Raw genomic sequence first — 15,743 nt, 5'->3', positions numbered from 1 at the left:
TTTTGCGCCTGCGCGACTATTTGGATATCAGGCTTAACAATTAATTATTTTTGCGACTATTGCAAGAATCATTCCAACATAGTAGAATAATATAAGACCTAGATGGGAAAGAGTACATTCATGGCAGATTCCTAGAGAGAGATGGCAGGTGGGAGCATCTTATGAAGCCCGAGTGGAAAACCAGTCCCGGAGTCTCCGGCAATTCAATGCCGGCGCAGGAACGTGCGTTACAATCATCTGAGTTCAAATTTAGGTGGAACCGCGAGTATGATCGCCCTATGGTGGGTGGATCATTTTTTTTATCAAAAAATCAGTTTGAGGAGGAGTTACCAATGATCAAGATTACTTTACCTGATGGATCAATTCGTGAATATGAAGATGGCGTAATGCTATTTGACGTAGCGCGCAGCATCTCGGAGGGTCTGGCCAGAAATACCCTGGGCGCAGTGGTAAACGGGCAGACCAGAGGGTTGCAGGAACGAGTGAATGAGGACAGCGAAGTTCGCTTTGTGGATTTCGAAGATAAGGAAGGAAAGGCGATATTCTGGCACACCAGTGCCCACATCATGGCCTTGGCCGTTCAGAGGCTTTATCCGGATGTTAAGTTTGCCATTGGACCTGCCATTGACGACGGATTCTATTATGACTTCGATACAGAGCATCGGTTTACTCCGGAAGATCTGGAAGCCATTGAAAATGAGATGAAGAAGATCGTCAAGGAAGGCCATGAACTGGTACGGACTGAAATGCAGCGGGAAGAAGCGATCACACACTTTGAGCCCATGGGAGAAGTGTATAAAGTCGACCTGATTCGGAATCTGCCGGAGGATTCTGTCATCAGCTTCTATACCCTGGGTGAATTCATCGACCTTTGCAGAGGTCCTCATCTGAAGGATATCTCCAAGGTCAAGGCGGTCAAGCTCATGTCCATTGCCGGAGCTTACTGGCGCGGTGATGAAAAGAATAAAATGCTGCAGCGGATTTATGGCACAACCTTTGAAAAGGCCAAGGATCTGGAAGCGTATCTCCATCGGCTGGAAGAAGCCAAGCGCCGGGATCACCGGAAGATCGGCCGAGAGATGAACCTCTTCTCGATTCAGGAAGAAGGACCTGGTTTCCCGTTCTTCCATGAAAAAGGCATGATCATCCGCAATAAACTGGAAGAGTACTGGCGCCAGGAGCACATTAAAGCAGGATATGGCGAGATCAAGACTCCGATGATCCTGAATGAAGCCCTCTGGCATCAGAGCGGACACTGGGATCATTATAAGGAAAATATGTACTTTACCGAGATTGACGAGGCGGATTATGCCATTAAGCCGATGAACTGCCCCGGATCTATTCTGATCTACAAGAATGGGATGTACAGCTACCGCGATTTCCCGATGCGCTGGGCAGAACTGGGACTGGTTCATCGTCACGAGCTCTCCGGAGCACTGCATGGACTCATGCGGGTTCGGGCGTTCACTCAGGATGATGCCCATCTCTTCATGACTCCGGCCATGATCAAAAATGAGATTAAGGGTGTCATTGAGCTGTGTGACCGCATCTACAAAACCTTTGGCTTCGAATACCATATGGAGCTGTCCACTCGTCCGGAAAACTCCATGGGAACGGAAGAACAGTGGAACCTGGCTACCGACCAGCTGCGCGAAGCGCTGGAAGAACTGGGTGCAAAGTATCAGCTCAATGAAGGCGACGGCGCATTCTACGGCCCGAAAATCGACTTCCATCTGGCCGATGCCATTGGCCGGACCTGGCAGTGTGGAACCATTCAGCTGGACTTCCAGATGCCGGAACGCTTCGACATGTACTATGTAGACGACAACAGCAACCGGGTTCGTCCGGTTATGGTTCATCGGACCGTCCTCGGATCCATGGAACGGTTCATGGGCATTCTGATTGAGCAGTTCGCTGGAAAATTCCCGCTTTGGATCGCTCCCGAGCAGGTTCGTCTGATCCCGGTCACAGAACGGCATCAGGAATTTGCCGCCGGCGTTGCCGCTCAGCTTCGTGAGAAAGGATTCCGGGTAAACCTGGATTCCCGCAATGAAAAAGTCGGCTATAAGATCCGGGCTGCGCAGATGGAAAAGGTTCCTTATATGCTGGTTATCGGCGATAAGGAAATCGAGGAGAATATCTTCACGGTTCGTCATTTCATTACGGATGAGCAAGGGAATAACTTCCAGTACGAACTGTCTCTGGAAGATCTGTCGAATAAACTTCAGCAGGAGATTGACTCCAAGCAGTACTTCCTCTAAATACCAAATAGGTTAATATCACGTTGCTGCAGGCCGGATCGATCATGATTCGGCCTGTTTTCATTGGCAGTTCACCCCAAAGGTTCGACCGATGCCAGCCAGATACTTAAGTGTTGCAAAACTAATTTCGAAAGGTGCAGGCTGGCGGTCGAGGAGGTGTTGGCCTGAACTGATTCTTCCTGTTCGGCACGGGCTGAGGAACTGCGGCGAAAGTTCCACCGGAGGAGAAGAATTATCTGATATAATAAGAAAGTGATAAAATCAACCATTAAGCAGGAGAAAGCAATGATTAAAGCGGTACTGTTTGACCTGGATGGGACCATCGCAGATACGAATAGCCTGATCTTCGAATCCTTCCGGCATACCTTTCGCACTCACTCGATTCAAGGAGTAAGCGATCAGGAAATCTATTCCTTTTTCGGTGAACCACTTATTCAATCGATGCGTCGATATGCCCCGGACCAGGCGGAAGAACTGGTAGAAACCTATCGACAGTATAATCAGATGGTTCATGACGACATGATCCGTCATTTTCCGGGAGTCCGGGAAATGCTGACCGAATTACAGGACATGGGGTTGGCATTAGCGATTGTAACCTCCAAACGGAGTGAAGCCGCGCTGCGCAGCTTGAATGCGCTGGAACTGAAGCGTCATTTTGAAGTGGTGGTGACACCGGAAGCTACCTTGCTTCACAAACCGAATCCCGAACCGGTGCTTCACGGAGTGAAGTTATTGGGCGTTGAACCGCGACAGGCCATCATGGTGGGAGATTCCCCGTACGATCTGCTGGCTGGGCGCTCGGCCGGAACCTGGACCTGCGGGGTCGAGTACACCAGACTGAATCTTGAGATCCTGCGGCAGGCGAAGCCTGATTTTATGATTGCGGCAGCGCAGGACCTGATCCCGATTATTAACCAGTTAAACCAGGAGGAGACCAATCGATGAGAACAACTCTGCAATTGCCTGAACGGTATGAATCAACCGGAGAGCTTGATCTGTCCAAGAACCGAAGTCTGAAATGGAAGCTCAATGCTGCCGCCCTTGTCCTGATGGCAGCTTTATTTTTTATTGGGAACCAGGTTTTCTCCGTGTTTTCGCTGCTATTTGATTCAGACGCTGAACCAGCGTCCATTCCTTACATCCTGGCAAAGCTGGGAGCCATTCTGCTGATCGCGGCGTTCTATCTTCTGATCCATGAAAAGATCCATGCCATGGCCATGGAGCGTCTTTCTGCTGCCAAGGCTTCTCTCGGATTTCAGGGGACTACGGCATATGCCAGCTCCAGGGCTTATTTTTCTAAGCGGGATCACCGCATTGTCTTGCTGGCCCCGGCATTTTTCCTGACACTCCTGATCACGCTTCTTACTTTGATTCTGCCGGTTGACTGGTTCTGGGTCGGACTGTCGGCCCTGATTCTAAACCTGGCTGGTTCTGTAACCGACTTTTATGCAGCCTGGCGAGTAGGCAGAGAACCCTACAATGTCCTGGTTTTGGATTCCGGATCGAGCCAAACTTATTTTGCACCGGTTAAAACAGCAGCGGCAACTGTTCCGGTCCAACGGAAACGAGTGGTATCAGAAGCCAAGCAAAAACAGATGGAACGAATTTACGGCAAAAAGCGAAAAAAATGATGATTAATTCGTCAATATGAACAAAGCGAGGTTGAAGCCCCTGGGTGGGGTCAACCTCGCTTTGTTTCTTTATCGACTCTCTTTCGAGTGATATCGGTCCATGCCGATTGTATCCCTGGAAGTTTTTTTCTAAGGGAGGAACCTTCTCAGGGAGGAACCTTCTCAGGAATCTTCGTTCCATGGAAGAAAGATTCCTGGGAATTCTCCTTGTTGATTTCTACGCTGGTTAATCAGCGGGAGGATCATTGATTTCCTTCAGCTCGTCTGGAAGGGAATAGCACCGGTTATCAAACTCCAGATCATCCGGCCGACAGGCACCCGAAAGATCGGGCGATGTCACAGGAACGGACGGTTCGGGTTCTTTCAGCTCAGGCCGGAGGTGGGATCTTCTTTGAATTTTAACTCCTTGTCCGGATTCTGAAGCCAGAATAGAATCTTCCAGCGGGACAATGGGAGACAGCACCTGCGGATTTACCGGGAGTATCAGTTTATGAGTCCGGCGGCGCCAGACATCATAGCCAACCAGGGCAATTAATGTTAGCAGGGTAATGATTAAGCCCGGGATAAAGCCATAGGAACGGAACTGGAAGATCAGTTCATGGGTTCCCGGTTCCAGTGCAATGCCGGACAGAATCCCGTTCATTCGTTCAATCGGCAGAGGCTTGCCGTTATCCTTTACTGTCCAGCCTTTGTTGTAGGGGATATTCAGTACCAGGATGCCTTTCTCTGTGTTGGTAATGGTTCCGGTAATGTGATTTCCCGATACCACCAGGTTTTCCATGTTGTACTTGTTGCGCTGCTCGATGAGTTGTTCATAATCACTCAGATCAACCCGGTGCAGATAGAAATCCTTGATTTCATAAGATTTCTTGGCAGCGGTCCAACGGATGGATGGTTCATTGCCGTTCAGAGCCCAAGTCCAATTATTGGTGTAGTAAACATAAGGATTGGATTCGTAGGATTTAAAAACGGTTTTTTTGTTGACGGTCTGGTCAAATTCTTTCTGGTCTTCGGGGCGAAGATAGTTATGCAGGTACAGCTGAGAGGTATCATAAGGTTCAGGGATGGTAAAAGTAACTGCGCCGCCTTCGTCAAATTCAATGCGCTGACCGTTGAAATAGACTTTGTCAAAGGTCATGACGGAATCGGTCAGTGGAATTTCTTCCGAGCGGACAGGGGTGCCTTGAGGCAGGATTGGTTTCCCTTCCGTGATCGCGAAATGCATCAGGTTCATATCCATGTCGGGTTTGATCATCTGATAGACTTCGGTGACCGGAAGTTCTTCCTCAAACCATAAGTCCATTCCGACGGTATACTCGTTTACGTACAGGGTGTATTTCTGGTTGGAGTAGACTTTTTTGTAATAGGGGACTGGCTCGTAGCTGCCATTTTCCGTGATGAGATATTTGACGCCCAGGAGACCTTCCAGGTAGAGCCGATCATCCAGGTTGTTGAACGAGGAAAGATAGACAATATCATGGCGGATATTCAGGATCCGCTTGATCCAGTCATGCACGTTGCCATCGGTCATGGAGGAAAATGTCGATATACCATAGTAATCATAATAGGTAGTCGCATTTTCCATGCGGTTATTCCGGAAAACGGTACGGAAAAATTCATTTTCCGACGGGACAACCCGACTCATGATATCAATCAGTTCGGGGCTTTTCATTTTCTCGGTTTCCATTTTGGCTGAATTCAGGTTCAAATTCTGATCCCCGGCATAGGCCAGGTTATTTCCAACCATAATGCCGAAAATGAGCAGAACAACGACCGCGTCACTAACCTTGCGCCATTTGATTTGCCTGATCTGCTGACGCAGGGCAATCAGCAGGAACGCAGCCAGATTAAAGAGAAGAACCGCCACATATTTGTCCTTGTCATCAAATCCTTTGATAACGTCCCAGCGCAGATAGATCAGAACCGAGGAACCAATGAAGATGAGCCCGAGCCAGAACAGATTGAAATGGTGGGGCTTTTTCATTTCATCCAGGATATCGGCCAGGACATAACTGAATACAAAGAGCAGCAGATAGAACCATCGTTCCGAGTGGTAATTCATCCCGTTGAGGAAATAACCGGTAAACGGAAGCATATACAGGATCAGGAAGGTCAGCAGAAGGAAAATTTTTCGGTCGGTGAGCTCTGAAGTCCTGCGATAATTTATGAATAAGGCAAGGATTATGAGCATCGGGATCCCCAGGGTTGAGTTGTTGAAGAACAGGTTGATCGGCATGTTCATATAGAAATCCTGGGAATAGAACAAGGAAACGGGATTCACCGTATCGAATCGGTCGATCCGCAGGAAAGCGAATGCTGCCGGAAGAAACGCGAACATGGACAGCAGCAGCGCTGCGATGCCCTGCCAGGCATAGCCCCCGACTTCCCGGAACCAGTTTGCAGCTTTCTCCCGAAGGCTGCGGCCGTAATTTGGAGACTTCGCCATGATCAATACAAAGAGAATAAAAAACAGATAAGTATGGTAGGCGAAGTAATAATTATTGATTGCAGCCAGGGCAGCTGATATGACCAGCGGCCAGAAGTTTCGTCTCCTTTCCCAAATCCGATAGCCCAGGACCATGAGAGGAACCCAGAGATAAGCATCCGTCATGAAATCAAAGAAATTGGCGTTCCACATGTAATAAATGCCGCCGCCATAAACCAATGCTGCCGCGAAGGACGAGCCCCTGCTGCGTTTTTCGTAGCGCAGGAGTCCATACATGAGGGCCATGATCCAGACTTGCTTATAAATGGAAATAAAAAGCTTGAGGTTGAGAGAATTTTCCAGGGTATACCAGGACTCCGGCAATGTTTTAAACAAAGGCAGCAAGGACCAGATAATCGGTGCTGTCGTATAATAGTAGGAGAACTCAGAGAAGATATCACCGCCCATGCCATAGGTCCAGGCCCAGAAATGTCCCTTGATCAGCACTTCTTTAATAAGGTAAGGCAGGAAAAAGATCATTTGAACCGTTGAGTCGGTATGATCATCACCATACAGGAAGCCTGATTTGAAGATGTAGCGATGAAGCAGGAGAGAGAACAGGATCAGGCCAGCCAGAATGAGCAGGTCCTTGGTATCCAGCCAGCGCATCTTCTCGCCTAATTTCCGGGCTTGAAGCTGATAAGGGCTGTCATATTTGGAGGCTGAAGAAACAGGTGTTCCTTCTTCCCTGGTGAGAATCAGACGGGTGACCAGATAGGTTACCGGTATGGCGGCTAGTGAAGCCAGCAAGCCGGAGATGTTTTTGGCCAGGTGAAGCTGTTCTACCAGGAGCCAGAGTCCGGCTTGACTGATCAGGTAATTTGGCAGTGTAGTAAGCGGGAATCGGATGAACTTCTTGAGCGTTGGCTTTGTTTTGAAGGTGAAATAGGTATTAAGAAAAAAAGAGCCGATCATGGAGAGCACAAAACCCAGGGTGAAGGCAACGGGGTAGGCGATGCTCAGTTTGAGGAAGAGATTATACCAGAGCCAGAAATGAAAGGTGTTGAAAACTCCGATCAGGATAAAACGAAGCAGGGAATGGTTCCAAATGGAACCATCCCTGACAGAGCGGATCAAATTGTTAAACTGTTGCTGCATTTGTTCTTTCATGGTGCGTTGTTTCCTTTATGGTTCGCCTCGCTGCGTTCTGTAAGGTCAGGAATATTGGATTCCTGAACCAGAAAATGAGGGCGCCCTTTCACTTCATAATAAATTTTTCCAATGTATTCACCCAGCACTCCGACGGAGACAAGCTGTACGCCGCCCATGATCAGGATGGCTGAAATCATCGTGAAATAGCCTGGTTCTTCAATTCCTACCACCAGAACCCGGACCAGGGAGTAAAGGATGTATAAAAGTCCAAAAAACATGGTGATGGCGCCGATGTAGAAGCTGACTCGAAGCGGCTTGTCGTTGAAACTCATGATTCCATCCGCTGCGTAGCGCAGCAGGGCTTTGAGGCTCCATTTCGTTTCTCCGGCTTCCCGCTGAACATTCTCATATTCAATCACGGTGGAGCGGAAACCGATCCAGGCGAACAGACCTTTGGAGAAACGGGTGTATTCGCGCATGGACACCAGCGCATCGATGGCTTTACGGGAGAGCAGTCGGAAGTCGCCGACGCCATCTTCCAATTTCACATCAATCAGGTGATTCACCAGGCGGTAGTAAAGTTTCGACAGAAATGTCCGGCCTTTCTTATCACCGCTGCGAGTTCTTTTTGCAATGACCTGATCGAAACCGGCCCGGCCCTGATCCATCATTGCCGGAATCATCTCCGGCGGATGCTGCAGATCGCTGTCCATGATAATGCCAAAATCACCGGAACAAAAACTCAAACCAGCCAGCATGGCAGCTTCCTTGCCGAAATTGCGGGAAAAACTGATGTATCTGACACGGGGATCTGATGCCGCAACCTGCTTGATCTCCTCCAGCGTCCGGTCGCGGCTTCCGTCATTTACAAAAACCAGCTCATATTCATAACCGGTTTCGAAGCTGTCCCGGGACAGAATCGAGGTGAGTCGTTGATGAAGTTTTCGGATTGATTCCTGCTCGTTGTAAGCTGGCGTGATGACTGAAAGCAGCATGGTCGATTCTCCTGAAGGCAGAAGCCTGTTTTATAGTGAGGCAATGAAAAGGTTTCTTTATTATTATACCAGTCTATTTTACCTTACAAAGGCAATCCCTTCAATTTCAAAGCGGTAACGAAAGAGGTAAGGCCTTTCATTCGCCTTGCAGCAGAGTGTTACTGCTATTGTTCCTTGTCCAGAAGTTGATGGTATTTCTTGTCCGGGAATTGCTGGAAAGAATGGCAAGTTGAGAGAAATTTCAACTTGCCATTTTGTTTAGCTCAGTTCACCATTGATGACCAGTTTGACCATGTGGTCGTCAATGATTCGCTTTCCACTTTGGTAACCAAAAATCAGGGTGCTGGTACACACTTGGTTGACTAGCCTGGCGGATCCACCGGAATATCGATAGATTGCCTCAGTAGCCTCATCTGAGAAGAGCTCATGGTCGATCCCGGCATATTCCAGGTGGCGTTTCATGTATCCCTTCACCTGTGAGTGGTCCATCAATTGCATTTTGCACTGGATGTCGATCCGTTGCCGGATCGCCGTATAGGACTGCATCTGGAGCTTCTCCCATAGCTCGACCTGGCCCACCAGTACCAGTGCCATGGGACTGACGGCATCCATCCGGAAGTTGAGGAGAAAACGTACCTCTTCAAGCATTTCTCGATCCAGCAGATGCGCCTCATCGACAACGACCACCGGACGCTTATTGTGGAGCCCTTTCATCAGCTCGATCTCTTTATGCAGCTGGCGTTTGGCATCCCCTCGATAGAATCTTGATTCGGCCCCCAGCTGATCCAGCATCCCTTTGTAGAAATTTCTCGGCGTCATTTTCGAGTCTGCCAGATAGATAAGGGTGTATCTGGTGTCATCCAGTTGATCGCCGAATCGGCGAATGGTGGTCGTCTTACCAGTGCCGCACTCTCCGGTGAGTACACAGAAGAGTTGCCGTTCGGCGACATAGGATAATCTGCTCAGGGACTCCTCCAGCGTATTGGAAGGGAATAGTTCCGTTGTCGGCAGATCCCGACAGAAAGGAGTTTTCTTGAAGCCATAAAACGCTTCAAACATCACTGCCACCCCCTTTTCTTATGTCTTTGAAAGAGATGGCCGTAGACTGCTGTTTGTCTTTTCGCTTCTGATTCTGCTTTTGGGCACCATCGAGTAACCTGGAAGAGGTTGGCTTGACTGGAGTCAGGAACTCCGGCAGCTGAGGCTTGGGCGCCACACGCTCCCCAATGACCAGCTTTCTCACCACAAAGGGTTTGTCATCCTGATACTCAATGCTCAATTCCTCGGTGTTACTGGGGTCATAGACCACTTCCACGCTGCGAGCCACATAGGGTAGCCCAACTTCATACTTCGCGCCGCCAAAGCTGATGCAGCCACTCTTATCGACTTTTCTGGTCTCAGCGTGCAAAAAGGCGTTGGCGACCTTCTCCGCTGGCAGATATTTCAAGGGCCTGGGATCCAGATTATACGCCTGATGCGGGGTCGTTCCATTGAGTGCGGTATGCGGTTTGTTCTGGTAGCATTCTTCCAACCAGATCCAGAACCGCTCATTCATAACCTCGAGGGATCGTTCCGAGTTATCGAATTTATACTCATCGAGAAACCGATCGATATTCTGATTGAATTTTTCTATTTTTCCGGTGCCTTCCGGAGAGTAGGGCTTTGCGAAGATCAGCCGGATGCCAAGCTTTGCGCAGGCTCTGGACATCCACTTATTTTTAAACTGGCGGCCGTTATCGAAGTATGCCTGCTCTGGAATTCCCCACTTGAGGATGGCTTTGCGGAAGCAATCCTCAACGATGCTCTGCTCCAGGTTCGAGTAGAACTGGGCATGGAGGATCATCCGGGTAGCGTCGTCCAAAAACGCCACCAGATAGACCTGCTGCGGCTTGTTTCCAGGACCGATCGGCAGGTAACAGCCATACTTGATATCCGAATGCCACAGTTTGTTGCGGGTGCGTTTTTGAAATCGGCGGGTAGCTACCCCGCCAGCGGCATAGATGGCCATATGCTTCCCGCTGTAGCCCTTCTCCTGCAATTTCTCCTGCAGGCTGCTTCGCTTGATCGAGCCAGCTTCGGTGAGGCCTTCCCATTCCATGATTCGAATGATCTCAGCCACACTTCTGGACGGGATCTCTTTGCGCAGCCGCACGGCTTCGTCCAACACCAGCGCCGGGATGGCTCTTGAATCCTGCGATACCCTCGCCTGCGGTATCAGTCCGGAAAATCCCTTCTGCTGATAACTATTCAGATATCGCCGTAAGGTCCGCTCGGAAATCCCAGCCTCGCGGCAGATCTGCTCCTTAAGCACCCGGATCTGCCCCTTGTCCAAGTCATGGGAAAGAAGGGGCGCCAGTAGAATCGCCCGTTGCGTCGCTATTTCCTGTGCTTTTTCCTTGTCCTTCATGTCATGCCTCCATTCAATTTCGAGTGATGACATGATTTTAGAGGACTCCTCGGTGGACACCTATGCCAACTGGGTATGTGGCCATCGGTGATTGTTGACTAAAATCCGGACAACCTTTTTCAGCCAGCCCGCAGGCTCGCCTACAAAGAAGAAAATCCTCTCGAGTATGGACTGAGGCAGATCGGAAAAGTCGACCCCATAGTCCTGAGTGACTGTAGCATATGTACTGAGCAGAGCACCGACTAAAGCGTGGGCTCTGGAGTTGAACCAGGCTCGGACCCGCCGAATGGTCGAATTCTCAACGGGCACCGCTTCATGTTGACCGGTGATGATCTGCTCCAGGATCGTTGTGGTCTGCCGCTTATAGGGAGTTAAGAGATCCGGAAGTTCGTGATGGATCTTCCCGCAACCGGGGTTGGTACAGCGCAGGCGACGAAGCACCAGGATCATGACATCCCCATTCTCGTTGATCACTAATCTCCTGCGGGAGCCAATGACCTTAAGCGACTGATGACAGATGGGACATATGCTTTTCTCCATACTCCGAACAAAAAACACGCTGATCGGGATTCCATTCTAAAACGTATTTTGATATACTGATCATGCTAATAACTTAGTAAGGATCCTCCCTGATGACTCGGCGCGAACCATAGAGTCAGGGAGGATCTCTTTTTGTCCTCCACAATATTATTAGGGACATTATATCCGTCTATTTACGGACAGGCAAGGCTGGCTACTATAGGACGATTGGTTCCGGCATAAACAGCAGAGAAACTGGTCTTCTCTGAAGGGACTCATTACAAACTAACGTCAGACCAGCAGATCAGCAGACCAACAGACCAACATATTTATATACAGACATAGGACATCCGGGATCTGAGATCTGAGCCGTAAAAAAAGACTTCCAGCGGAAGTCTTTTTGAAACGTATTATATTCGATCTGTGAAGTTGGTTCGGGCTGTTTTTCTGCGTTTGGTCTGGCGTTTTGATCGGATTTTGTGCTGGGTAGATTTTCTCGATCGCAGACCTCGAATGATGAGGAAAAGAATGAGCGCCGCCGCGAGGAGGCCGCCCACTGCCAGTCCGGCATAAGGGACTGCATTTGGCATGATAATGGAGTCGAAGGTATTTGTCTGGGAGAGCGCTTTGGTGGTCAGGGTCGTTTCCCCTTTGACCAGGGTGATATCTGCCACCGGGAGTCCCTCGTTCAGTTCGAACACATCCAGGTTGGATAGGGGCTTAACTGACGGAGTGAGACCTTCCGAGTCATTGTTGATGGTGTTGTTGTACAGCATGAGATCGTCCTGAATCTGAGCCTTGATCTGAACTTTTTTAATGGGTCCGAACCAGCGGAACAGCTTGTATTCAGCGGTAATGCTGTCAACCGGTGTGCCTTTGGTCACCATGGCAACCTTTTCCATGGCATAGGCTTCATCTGCCATGGCGGCCATATCAGTGAACACCAGGGTGCTTTTGCTGGTGGTTCCGTCATTCAGTAGTACCTGAATCACTTCCCGGCCATCCCGCACATAAATACCGATCAGGCAGCGGCCGGCTTCCGGTGTAAAGCCGGTTTTTCCTCCGACATTACCGTTGATGCCCAAGAGCTGATTTGAATTTTTGATGTCACCGATCTTCTGATTCTTGGTTCGGATATTGGCAGTCTGGGTGGCAATGATTTCTCGAACCCAGTCGTTGGCATAAGCTGCTTTCGCCAGTTTTACCAGATCATAGGCTGTCGTGTAGTGCTCCGGATCGTGCAGTCCAGACGGATTGACAAAGTGAGTGCTGGCCATGCCGAGTTCCTTGGCCTTTTCATTCATCATCTGGACGAAGCCTTCAATCGTAGTGCCAACATGTTCCGCGGCCACAACAGCCATATCATTGGCAGAGGGCAGGAGGATGGCTTTCATGGCGGCATCTGCCGTGATCGTGTCGCCTTTATAGAGCTTGTACATATTCTTATTAATGGCAAAGGAAGGCTGTTTCAGCGGTTCTGTGCCAATCTTCAGGGCATCTTCGCGATTTGAGTGTTCTGCCAGAAGCAGTGCAGTCATAAGCTTCGTGATGGATGCCGGAAACATCTTCTCATTCATATTCTTTTCTAAAATGATTTCATTATTCGTCAAATCATAGGAAATGGCGGCCTTAGCCTTCACTCGGGGCTCTACCGGCAGCAGTTTCTTCGACGTGGTTGCTCCCAAAGCCGGGACACTGAGGCTGAAAAGAATCAACAGCGACAAAATAAAAGAACTAATTTTCTTCATAAATCTCCTCTTGTACGATAAGTTCATAATTTAACAAAAATTAAATGGGAGCGATGGCGGAAATGGTATATTATTATAAAGGAAGAGCGCTTGTGCTACATTTATGTTAACACAGGACCATTTTTCAGTAAATGACAGGAGTTTTTTATTTTGCTTGACTTGGACATCTTCCGTCAGTGGGAATGCCGTCCCTTTGGCAATCGTCGCCAAAGTGCCGTCCTTTTGCTGATTCAAACGATAGGAGAAGAACAATATTTAATTCTGGAAAAGAGGGCTCTGACACTGCGTACGCAGCCAGGTGACATCAGCTTTCCCGGGGGGCGAATTGAATCCGAGGAGACCCCCAGCCAGGCGGCGGTAAGGGAAACCTGTGAAGAAGTTGGGCTGAAACCTTCTGAGATTACGTTGATTGGACCCATGGAGTTCTACGTCACCCACTATGGAGCAGTACTATACCCGTTTGTGGGGATAACCACGGTGCAGGATTTCGTGCCCAGCCCAGACGAAGTGGACCGGATCATTCGGGTGCCGCTGGCCTGGCTGATGGATCAGGAGCCGGAGATATATACCTTGAGTGTGAATCCTGTCCCTGCGGAAGATTTTCCGTATGACCGGATTCAGGGCGGCAGAAATTACCGCTTTTCGGATGTCACAATCGACGAGTATTTTTATCGCTTTGAGAACCACCATATCTGGGGCACGACGGCTCGGATTCTGCATCACTTTCTGGAGCGCCTGAAACAAGGGCAGTGACGGATGACCATGGATCCGCAAGTACTCATTAAATGGTGCGGCCTGATAGGGGTTCTTTACGAAACCAGCCCCTGAATTTATAATTTATAGTAGACATAAGGAGATCATTTTCCCATGGACATCATGTACATCTTAAAAGGCATTATCATCGCCATTGTAGAAGGAATCACTGAATTTCTCCCCATCTCATCCACCGGTCATCTGATTATCGCCAACGACCTGATTGGATTTGGCAATGGCGGTTTCGAAAAAATGTTTATGGTTGTGATTCAGCTGGGAGCCATCCTGGCAATCATCGTACTGTACTGGGAGAAGCTGGTAGGACTTCTGGTTTCTCTGCTTCGCCGGGAACCCAGGGGAATCCGCTTTACCATCGCTTTGCTGGTCGGAGTCATTCCTGCTGCCATCCTCGGGTTTTCCCTGGAGGATCTCATCGACGAGAAGCTGTTCAGTATCCCGACCGTCATCCTTGCTCTCATTGTGGGTGCGCTCATGATGATCTGGTTTGAGAAGAAATACCGCAATCAGGCCGCGATCACAGAGGTGGACCAGATTACACCTTCTGCGGCATTAAAAATCGGACTGTTTCAGTGCCTGTCCCTGTGGCCGGGGTTCTCCCGGTCAGCATCCACCATCATGGGCGGGTGGCACCAGGGGCTGGCTCCCGAAGTTGCCGCTGAGTTCTCTTTTTTTCTGGCGATCCCCATCATGTTTGGGGCTTCCGGACTAAAACTGGCGAAATTTGGAATGGACGGAGGCTTCGCTGCCATAACATCCACCCAGATCGTTACCCTGATCGTTGGGTTTGCTGTAGCCTTTGCCGTGGCACTGATCTGCGTGCGGGCCTTTATGTCCTACATTAAAAACCAGCCGATGAAGGTGTTTGCATGGTATCGGCTGATCCTGGCCGCTGCTTTAACCGTGAAAATTCTGTTCTAAGACGTTTCTGTCCGGAACCTTGGTGGAATCCATTCACTGATTTTGAAAATCCTGTAGGAGGATGCAATATGAAAGATATTAAAAAGTACCTTGACGAAGAAAGAGACGGGAAATACAGCTTCTATTTTGAAGACTTGGATGGAGCCTATACCTATGGCTATAATCAGGATGTCCCGCAGACCAGTGCAGGCTGCATGAAATTAATGCTTGCCGTCGCGTTTCTCAAAAAAGTTGAAGAAGGCATGTTCTCCATGGATGAACTGGTCCCGATTAAAGATGAGGATAAAAAACCCGGATCTGGAATCCTCTATGAATTCATCGAGCGAACCTACACCATCCGTGAGCTGATTTCATCCATGCTTGTAGTAGGTGATAATACAGCAACCTATAAGCTGATGACATTGCTTGGAGTGGATCAGATCAACATTATGTTCCGGGAAATGGGGCTCACCCATACTCACATCAGTAATTTGCCTGGAAATGAGTCAAATACTACGACTGCATCGGATATGGCGAAAATCATTAAGCTGCTCTACAAGAAAATTTATCTGACGGAGAAGCATTCAGACTACATCATTGACCTGATCCGACGTCGGGTAAAATCCAAAATCGCTTTCTATCTTCCGAACAAAGTTCGCAACCAATTCGCCAGCAAGACCGGCGATGCTCCGGGCATTGAGAATGAAGTAGCATTAATTAACACCGAATCGGGTAATTTCGTCTTCTCCATCATGTCCCATGACCTGCCCAACTCGGTTTATGGCATGATTTCCCTGGCTAAAGCCGGCATGATGATCTGGAACAGCGTTCATGAGAACTGGGAAACTGTTCAGAAGGAAACGATGGAGTAACTGACTGGACAATCAAAAGCATTTAATGAAGAAGCGCCATCAGCCCGTCTTGGTATGCTCCC

12 protein-coding genes are annotated in these 15,743 nt (G+C 49.0%); 6 read left to right on the top strand and 6 right to left on the bottom strand.

All coding sequences use genetic code 11. The annotated features are described in order from the left end of the window. Positions 1-332: 332 nt before the first annotated feature. The 3 genes from thrS to NQU17_07915 all read left to right on the top strand — a co-directional run bounded on the left by thrS (position 333) and on the right by NQU17_07915 (position 3,892). Positions 333-2,261, top strand: a complete 1,929-nt coding sequence (gene thrS, locus NQU17_07925) for a threonine--tRNA ligase (protein ID UUM10616.1) — start codon at positions 333-335, stop codon at positions 2,259-2,261. A 285-nt stretch (positions 2,262-2,546) separates the two neighbouring features. Beyond that, entirely contained in the window at positions 2,547-3,206 is a 660-nt protein-coding gene (gene ppaX / locus NQU17_07920; GenBank protein UUM10615.1) for a pyrophosphatase PpaX, read from the top strand. Then, positions 3,203-3,892 (top strand): DUF3267 domain-containing protein, encoded by a 690-nt coding sequence (locus NQU17_07915; protein ID UUM10614.1) that lies wholly within the window; start codon positions 3,203-3,205, stop codon positions 3,890-3,892. The genes ppaX and NQU17_07915 overlap by 4 nt, the downstream gene beginning before the upstream one ends. Positions 3,893-4,118: 226 nt before the next feature. On the opposite strand, the gene NQU17_07910 is transcribed toward NQU17_07915, so the two are convergent. The 6 genes from NQU17_07910 to NQU17_07885 form a co-directional block, all read right to left on the bottom strand. Beyond that, a complete protein-coding gene (locus tag NQU17_07910; GenBank protein ID UUM10613.1) occupies positions 4,119-7,487 on the bottom strand; it encodes a YfhO family protein in 3,369 nt (1,122 codons plus the stop codon). Next, complete coding sequence (locus tag NQU17_07905; protein ID UUM10612.1) at positions 7,484-8,464, bottom strand: glycosyltransferase family 2 protein; 981 nt, start codon at positions 8,462-8,464, stop codon at positions 7,484-7,486. The genes NQU17_07910 and NQU17_07905 overlap by 4 nt, the downstream gene beginning before the upstream one ends. A 258-nt stretch (positions 8,465-8,722) precedes the next feature. Further along, positions 8,723-9,523, bottom strand: coding sequence for an AAA family ATPase (locus NQU17_07900; GenBank protein ID UUM10611.1), 801 nt, complete (start codon positions 9,521-9,523; stop codon positions 8,723-8,725). Next, positions 9,516-10,904 (bottom strand): DDE-type integrase/transposase/recombinase, encoded by a 1,389-nt coding sequence (locus NQU17_07895; protein ID UUM10610.1) that lies wholly within the window; start codon positions 10,902-10,904, stop codon positions 9,516-9,518. Before NQU17_07895 ends, NQU17_07900 begins: the two co-directional genes overlap by 8 nt. Positions 10,905-10,931: 27 nt before the next feature. Then, a complete protein-coding gene (locus NQU17_07890) occupies positions 10,932-11,411 on the bottom strand; it encodes a DUF6431 domain-containing protein (protein ID UUM10609.1) in 480 nt (159 codons plus the stop codon). Positions 11,412-11,800: 389 nt separating this feature from the next. After that, positions 11,801-13,138 (bottom strand): D-alanyl-D-alanine carboxypeptidase, encoded by a 1,338-nt coding sequence (locus tag NQU17_07885; protein ID UUM10608.1) that lies wholly within the window; start codon positions 13,136-13,138, stop codon positions 11,801-11,803. Between the two features lie 150 nt (positions 13,139-13,288). On the opposite strand from NQU17_07885, the gene NQU17_07880 reads away from it, so the two are divergent. The 3 genes from NQU17_07880 to NQU17_07870 all read left to right on the top strand — a co-directional run bounded on the left by NQU17_07880 (position 13,289) and on the right by NQU17_07870 (position 15,681). After that, positions 13,289-13,891, top strand: a complete 603-nt coding sequence (locus NQU17_07880; GenBank protein ID UUM10607.1) for a CoA pyrophosphatase — start codon at positions 13,289-13,291, stop codon at positions 13,889-13,891. A 114-nt stretch (positions 13,892-14,005) separates the two neighbouring features. After that, complete coding sequence (locus NQU17_07875; GenBank protein UUM10606.1) at positions 14,006-14,830, top strand: undecaprenyl-diphosphate phosphatase; 825 nt, start codon at positions 14,006-14,008, stop codon at positions 14,828-14,830. 68 nt (positions 14,831-14,898) lie between these two features. Beyond that, complete coding sequence (locus NQU17_07870; GenBank protein UUM10605.1) at positions 14,899-15,681, top strand: class A beta-lactamase-related serine hydrolase; 783 nt, start codon at positions 14,899-14,901, stop codon at positions 15,679-15,681. Positions 15,682-15,743: the final 62 nt, after the last annotated feature.

The organism is Clostridiaceae bacterium HFYG-1003 (genome assembly GCA_024579835.1).
GTDB lineage: Bacteria > Bacillota > Clostridia > Clostridiales > Clostridiaceae > JG1575.
The sequence above is the reverse complement of the archived record's forward strand: the minus strand, read 5'-3'. Positions and strand labels throughout refer to the sequence as shown.

Coding starts and splice junctions, on each gene's coding strand:
- NQU17_07885 (UUM10608.1), bottom strand. CDS start 13,138: ATGAAGAAAATTAGTTCTTTTATTTTGTCGCTGTTGATTCTTTTCAGC.
- NQU17_07915 (UUM10614.1), top strand. CDS start 3,203: ATGAGAACAACTCTGCAATTGCCTGAACGGTATGAATCAACCGGAGAG.
- NQU17_07890 (UUM10609.1), bottom strand. CDS start 11,411: ATGGAGAAAAGCATATGTCCCATCTGTCATCAGTCGCTTAAGGTCATT.
- NQU17_07910 (UUM10613.1), bottom strand. CDS start 7,487: ATGAAAGAACAAATGCAGCAACAGTTTAACAATTTGATCCGCTCTGTC.
- NQU17_07875 (UUM10606.1), top strand. CDS start 14,006: ATGGACATCATGTACATCTTAAAAGGCATTATCATCGCCATTGTAGAA.
- NQU17_07905 (UUM10612.1), bottom strand. CDS start 8,464: ATGCTGCTTTCAGTCATCACGCCAGCTTACAACGAGCAGGAATCAATC.
- thrS (UUM10616.1), top strand. CDS start 333: ATGATCAAGATTACTTTACCTGATGGATCAATTCGTGAATATGAAGAT.
- ppaX (UUM10615.1), top strand. CDS start 2,547: ATGATTAAAGCGGTACTGTTTGACCTGGATGGGACCATCGCAGATACG.
- NQU17_07870 (UUM10605.1), top strand. CDS start 14,899: ATGAAAGATATTAAAAAGTACCTTGACGAAGAAAGAGACGGGAAATAC.
- NQU17_07900 (UUM10611.1), bottom strand. CDS start 9,523: ATGTTTGAAGCGTTTTATGGCTTCAAGAAAACTCCTTTCTGTCGGGAT.
- NQU17_07895 (UUM10610.1), bottom strand. CDS start 10,904: ATGTCATCACTCGAAATTGAATGGAGGCATGACATGAAGGACAAGGAA.